The following is a 5,932-nucleotide window of genomic DNA, read 5'->3' as shown; positions in this document are numbered from 1 at the left end:
AAGGGGAGCGGCGCGCCCGCGCCAACGGCCACCGCATCCGGGTGGGAGCACTGCTCACCGCCATGCGGCACGCGGCCCGCGCGCTGGAGATCGCCGAGCTCGCCAACCGCTACCGCGACCTCCCGGGCGGCGGTGTTGTCGGATTCGACATCGCGGGCGCGCCGCTCCCCTTCCCTGAACCCCTCGTTGACGGTCTCGACGACCTCTTCGAGGGTGAGGCCCGCCTCCAGGTGCTGCTCGGGGGCGTACCGGATCTCCGCGTACACGACGCCGTCCTCGGCGAGGTCCTCGGCGCACTCGGCGGCGACGCGGAAGAGCGCGTCGCGGGTCTGCATGACGGCGCAGGTGTGCGCGAAGGTCTCCAGGTACCGCTCCAGCGAGCCGGAGTCGGCGGCCTCCTGGAACCAGATCCCGAGCTTGTCGGCCTCGGTCTCGGGCAGACCCTCGTAACCGGTCTCGCGGGCGAGCTCGATGATGGTCCCGGGCCGCAGGCCGCCGTCGAGGTGGTCGTGCAGAAGCACCTTGGGCGCGCGCCGGATCTGATCTCCGCTGGGTTCGTTCGTCATTTCCGTACTCTAGTCCTACGCGCGTAGATCGCGCAGTGCATCCGCCGGTCGATACGTAACAGAGACCGTGCGGACGGGTGGAGTACACCTCTGCTTCTGAGACTGTTCTGTTATGCCACACCAAGCACTTCGGTCGCCGGAAGCCAGGCTGGGACGGGCAGTTGGCACGGGCCTCGCGATCAGCAGGACGGGCGGAGTCAGCGGGGTCGCCCTGCTGCTGCCCGACGGCGAACCCCACTCGAAGCGCCGCCCGTCCCGGCTCGCGCACGCCGCCGTACAGCCGCTCGCCCGCCGCCTGGCGCGCGCGGGCGCGGATGAGGGCCTGGCCGCACATGTCGTCCACTACCGCTGCCGCGGCTGGAACGGCACCGACGCACATCTCGCGCGGGACGCCGGGTGGGCGGTGGAGGAGGTCGTACGGAGGTACGGGGACGTCCCCGTCTGCCTGGCCGGGCACGGGATGGGGGGCAGGGCGGCGCTGTACGCGGCGGCCCACCCGGCGGTCAACTCCGTGCTGGCGCTGGCCCCTTGGCTGCCGGAGGACGACATGGCCGCGGCACCGGAGCCGGTGAAGCAGCTGGTGGGCCGGCAGGTGCTGATCGTGCACGGCACGAACGACGCGCGCACGGACCCCGAGCTCTCCTTCCGGCTGGCGGAGCGGATCAAGAAGGTGAACCGCGACACCTGCCGCTTCGAGGTGCACTCGGACGGCCACGCGCTGCGCCAGCACCGCGACGAAGTGCTCGCGCTGGCCGCGGACTTCGTGACGGGGGCGCTGTTCTCGCGGTCGTACAGCCGCCCGGTCGCGGACGCCCTGGCTGCTCCTCCGCCACTGGGGCTGCGGATGCCGCTGGCGGCGGGTTTCGGACGCTCATTGCGAAAGTGACGACAAATCCTTCACACCTGCCGTCAATTGCACGTCCGCCCGATGGAAATGCAATTCCCCCTTCGGCCGCACCAGGAGGGAACGCGGCCGAAGAGGGAATGGATGCGACATTCAGCAAGAATGAATGGCCGCAGTATCAGATGATGCGCTCAGGAGCGTCGAACTGGTCGATCGGGGCGTCGTCGCAGGCGGCGACGGGGCCACCGAGGACATTGCCGCCCACACCCTGCGTGGCCGGAACGGCGCAGCGCAGGTCCACGTTGACGAACGGGGCGCCGTAGCTGTTGGCGATGCCGCCCGGGTCGCCGGCGATCGCGACGTCACCGTTCTCGGTGCCGAACTGGGCCACCCCCGTGCCGGACATCGTCTCGCCGTAGGAGGCACGCGCGCCCTGGCTCGCCTCGTGCGCGGTGGTCATGGTCTCGGCCTGCGGGCCGTCGGCGGCAGCAGCCACACCGGTGGCACCGACCGACGCGCCGACAGCGGCGGACACCAGCGCGGCGCCGGTGAGAACCTTCCGAATCATCCTGTGTCTCCATTGATTGATCGTGAGAACGTGACGCCCTGCAGCTTGCAGGAATTCAGATGGAAAAACGTCTCACCAACCAGGGGGTTTCCCGGTTTCAACCATTTGTACCAACAGGACTTCCATTGCCCCTGCCGGGTGCGGTGGAAATACGATTCACAGGCTCTTCATCACATTCGGTCGACGGCATTTCCCGACGACAGGAATGGCCTACAGTCCGTACCGGCGCGCCGACTCCTCCGCCTGGGCCAGCCGGCGCAGGGCCCGCAGCACCGGCTCGAAGAGGACGGTGGCCGCGACGACCGTCTCGACTTTCTCCTCCTCGGAGGGGTGGGTCTCGACGAAGTCCAGGTCGATGACGGCGGCCTGGTGCATCAACCGGGCGTACGGAGCCATCAGTTCGGCGTCGTACGGGTAGCCGAGCCGGTTGAGTGTGGCCACCGCGACGACCAGCTCGCGGAGGTCGGGCGAGAGCCTGCCGATCTCGCGGGTGGTCGACCAGCCCAGCACTTCGAGCAGCCGGTCCACCTCGTGGTGGGCGGCGATGACCGAGGCATCGGATTCGTCGGGTTCCGGGCCGTGCGGCAGGGCCCAGAGCGCCGCGCCCAGGCGCATCGTCCGGTCCAGGGAGTCGTCGTCGACGTACCCGATGACCTCCTTGGCCGTGGCCACCGGCAGCCGGCCGACCTCGATCAGCGCGCGCACCAGACGCAGCCGCCGCAGATGGGTCTCGTCGTAGTCGGCGGTGGTCGCGCCGATACGGCGGCCGGGCGCCAACATCCCTTGCCGCAGGTAGTACTTGATCGTCGCGGTGGAGACGCCGCTCCGCTCGCTCAACTCTGCCAGCCGCATCCCTTGCGCCCTTCGTCGGACAACGTCATTATCCAAGAGACCACGCATGGATAACGCCATTATCCAACACGTTCTCTGGAGGCAGGATGTTCGCCAAGCCGATCCCGGGCAACACCACCGCAGCTGTCGAGGGGGACGCGGTGGTCCTGCTGATCGGGATGCGCATCAACCACTTCTGGGCGGTGCACCACTGGGGCCCGGTGCTCCTGGCGATGCCTCGCATGCTCAGAGAGCTGGGGAAGGACAAGAGCCGGGGACTGCTCGGCCACGTCCTGCTGACCGCATCACCGCGTACGTACTACGTGGTCCAGTACTGGGAGTCGAAGGAGAAGCTCTACGCGTACGCCTCCGCGCCCGACATGTTCCACCGCGAGGCCTGGGCGACCCTCAACAAGAAGGAGCGCAAGGGCAAACGGCGCCAGCACGTGGGGCTCTGGCACGAGACGTACATCGCCGCCGAGGGTTCCTACGAGTCGATCTACGGCGACATGCCGCCCTTCGGCCTGGCCGCGGCCCACGGAGTGCTCCCCCTGGAGCGCCGCGGCAGGCGCGCCTCGGACCGCTTCGCGCACCGCACGCCGGTCGTCAGTCCGGCAGGAGATGCCCCCGCCGTGACAGCAGAAACTCCTTGAACGCTGCCACCGGAGGCGTGTCCGGGTGGCCGTCCAGCCAGGCCACGCCGATCTCGCGCACCGCGCGCTGACCCGTCACCGACAGTTCCACGACGCCGGGGCGCGCCACCGCAGGGGGCGGGAGCAGGGCCACGCCCAGGCCCGCCGCGACCAGGCCCCGCAGGGTTTCCGCCTCTTCTCCCTCGAAGGCGATACGGGGCTTGAAGCCCGCCTCCTCACAGAGGTCGTCGGTGATGCGGCGCAGGCCGTAACCCGGCTCCAGCGTGACGAAGGTTTCGTCCGCCGCCTCCGACAGGCGCACCCTCTTGCGGGACGCCAGGCGGTGGTCGTCAGGGACCACCAGGCGCAGGCGCTGCTCGTCCAGACGGCGGGCCACCAGGTCGGGCGCGTCCGGGACGGGGGACGTCAGGCAGAGGTCCAGCTCGCCCGAGCGCAGGCGTGCCAGCATCGCCTCGCCGTAGTTCTGGACCAGTTGGAAGCGGACCCTGGGGTGGTCGGCGCGGAAGGCGCGGATCAGGGCGGGGACCGTTTCGGAGCCCATCGTGTGCAGGAAGCCGAAGTTCACCTTGCCCGAGGTCGGGTCCGCGTCCGCCCGTACCGAGTCCGCCGCACGCTCCACCTCCGCGAGCGCCCGCTCGACCGTGGTGAGGAAGGTGCGTCCTGCCGGTGTGAGGGCGACGGTGCGGCCGTTGCGGGCGAAGAGGGCGACGCCCAGGTCCGCTTCGAGGCGGACCATGGCGCGCGAGAGCGTCGACTGGGGTACGGCGAGCTCGTGCGCGGCCCGGGTCACGTGCTCGTGGCGGGCGACCGCCTCGAAGTACGCGAGGCGCGGCGCGAGGAGATGCGTGATGTCTTGTTCGTAACTACTCGGTGACAGCCGACTCTCTGAGCTGCTCTTATGCGCCATGGGATTGATTATGGGCTCTTCGTGCATTGGACGCATGAAAGGGGCGGGGCTAATTTCGGTCCCATGCCTCCTGCCAGTACCGGGGCGCTCACCACCGTGAGTGCCTCCGCCGCGCCGTCGTCCCAGCCGCAGTCCCTGCAGCTCACTCCGGGGCTTCCCGGATACCGCCGTATGAGCTTCGCGCTCTTCACCGCGGGTATCGCCACCTTCGCCCTCCTCTACTCCACGCAGGCCCTGCTGCCCGCCATCACCGCCGGTTTCGGCGTCACGGCGAGCCAGGCCAGCTGGACGGTCTCGGCGGCGACCGGCGCACTGGCCCTCTGCGTACTGCCGCTCAGCGCGCTCTCTGAGCGCTTCGGGCGGCGCACGATGATGACGGCGTCCCTCTCCGTCGCCGTGGGCGTCGGCATGCTCGTCCCCTTCGCGCCGAACCTGGGCTGGCTGATCGCCCTGCGCGCCGTACAGGGCGCGGCGCTGGCGGGCCTTCCCGCATCGGCGATGGCGTACCTCGCGGAGGAAGTACGGCCCAAGGCGCTGGTCGCCGCGATCGGCCTCTTCGTCGCGGGCAACTCCATCGGCGGCATGAGCGGGCGCATCATCGCCGGCTGGGCCGCCCAGGCGTGGGGCTGGCGCGTGGCGCTCGGAGTCATCGGGCTGCTCGCCGTCGTGTGCGCGGTCGCCTTCCGGATCCTGCTCCCCAAGGCCCGTAACTTCACGCCCGGTTCGCTGAACCCGCGCGCACTCGGCCGCACCGTCACCACCCACCTCGCCGACCCCCTGCTGCGCCGTCTGTACGCGATCGGCGCGCTCTTCATGACGGTCTTCGGCGCGGTCTACACGGTCATCGGCTACCGCCTGGTCGCCGAGCCGTTCAACCTCCCGCAGGGTCTTGTCGGTTCGATCTTCCTCGTCTACCTGGTCGGCACGGTCTCCTCCGCGGGCGCCGGCAAGCTCGTCGCCCGTACGGGCCGCAGGGGCGCGCTCTACCTGGCGGTCTCGACGACTGCGGCAGGGCTCCTCCTCTCGCTCTCCGACGCGATCGCCGCCGTACTGCTGGGACTCGTCCTCATCACGGCGGGCTTCTTCGCGGGCCACGCGGTCGCGTCGTCCTCGGTCAGCCGTACGGCGAAGACAGGCCGCGCCCAGGCCTCCGCGCTCTACCAGTCCGCGTACTACCTGGGCTCCAGCGCGGGCGGCACCCTCGGCGCCATCGCCTTCCACGCGGGGGGCTGGGGCGGCACGGTGGCCCTCGGACTGCTCGCGGTCCTGGGGGTCGCGTCGATCACGCTGTACGGGACGTACGCGGCCCGCGCCCAGCGGCCGGCGATGGCTGCCGTCGTACGCAACTGACCCTCGGCGCCGGATCACAGGAGACGGGCCCCGCCACACGGCGGGGCCCGTCCTTGTCGGTGGCCGCGGGCCCTCGTCAGTGGCGGCGGGTCCTGTTACGCCGGATCATCAGGCCGGCGGCGATCAGGATCGCGGCCCAGGCAAGCGCCGCCGTCACCAGGAGCGGAGCACCAGTGTCGGCGAGCCGGCCACCCCCGTCCCCGTCACCGTCCC

Annotated in this window: 7 protein-coding genes; 3 read left to right on the top strand and 4 right to left on the bottom strand. The window is 70.2% G+C overall.

What is annotated here, in order from left to right:
• The coding region (locus J0695_RS21370) for an amidohydrolase family protein (protein ID WP_505383610.1) at positions 1-566 on the bottom strand (566 nt) is incomplete at its 3' end.
• Between the two features lie 112 nt (positions 567-678).
• On the opposite strand from J0695_RS21370, the gene J0695_RS21365 reads away from it, so the two are divergent.
• Positions 679-1,452, top strand: coding sequence for an alpha/beta fold hydrolase (locus J0695_RS21365; RefSeq protein WP_206963729.1), 774 nt, complete (start codon positions 679-681; stop codon positions 1,450-1,452).
• A gap of 136 nt (positions 1,453-1,588) precedes the next feature.
• Here the strand turns inward: J0695_RS21365 and J0695_RS21360 are convergent, their stop codons facing one another.
• Positions 1,589-1,978: a hypothetical protein gene (locus J0695_RS21360; protein ID WP_206963728.1), complete on the bottom strand. Its 390-nt coding sequence runs from the start codon at positions 1,976-1,978 to the stop codon at positions 1,589-1,591.
• 210 nt (positions 1,979-2,188) lie between these two features.
• Positions 2,189-2,830, bottom strand: a complete 642-nt coding sequence (locus J0695_RS21355; RefSeq protein WP_206963727.1) for a MerR family transcriptional regulator — start codon at positions 2,828-2,830, stop codon at positions 2,189-2,191.
• Between the two features lie 86 nt (positions 2,831-2,916).
• On the opposite strand from J0695_RS21355, the gene J0695_RS21350 reads away from it, so the two are divergent.
• Positions 2,917-3,462 carry a DUF4188 domain-containing protein gene (locus J0695_RS21350; RefSeq protein ID WP_206963726.1) on the top strand — a complete coding sequence of 182 codons (546 nt, stop codon included), beginning with the start codon at positions 2,917-2,919 and terminating at the stop codon, positions 3,460-3,462.
• Here J0695_RS21350 and J0695_RS21345 read toward each other — a convergent pair.
• Positions 3,416-4,369 (bottom strand): LysR family transcriptional regulator, encoded by a 954-nt coding sequence (locus J0695_RS21345; RefSeq protein ID WP_206963725.1) that lies wholly within the window; start codon positions 4,367-4,369, stop codon positions 3,416-3,418. The two genes, J0695_RS21350 and J0695_RS21345, sit on opposite strands and share 47 nt — an antisense overlap.
• A gap of 63 nt (positions 4,370-4,432) precedes the next feature.
• Between J0695_RS21345 and J0695_RS21340 the strand changes: the two genes are divergently transcribed.
• Positions 4,433-5,719 carry an MFS transporter gene (locus J0695_RS21340; RefSeq protein ID WP_206963724.1) on the top strand — a complete coding sequence of 429 codons (1,287 nt, stop codon included), beginning with the start codon at positions 4,433-4,435 and terminating at the stop codon, positions 5,717-5,719.
• Positions 5,720-5,932 lie beyond the last annotated feature (213 nt).

This window comes from Streptomyces beijiangensis, from assembly GCF_017315755.1.
Lineage (GTDB): Bacteria > Actinomycetota > Actinomycetes > Streptomycetales > Streptomycetaceae > Streptomyces > Streptomyces beijiangensis.
This window is presented reverse-complemented; position numbering and strand designations above follow the sequence as displayed.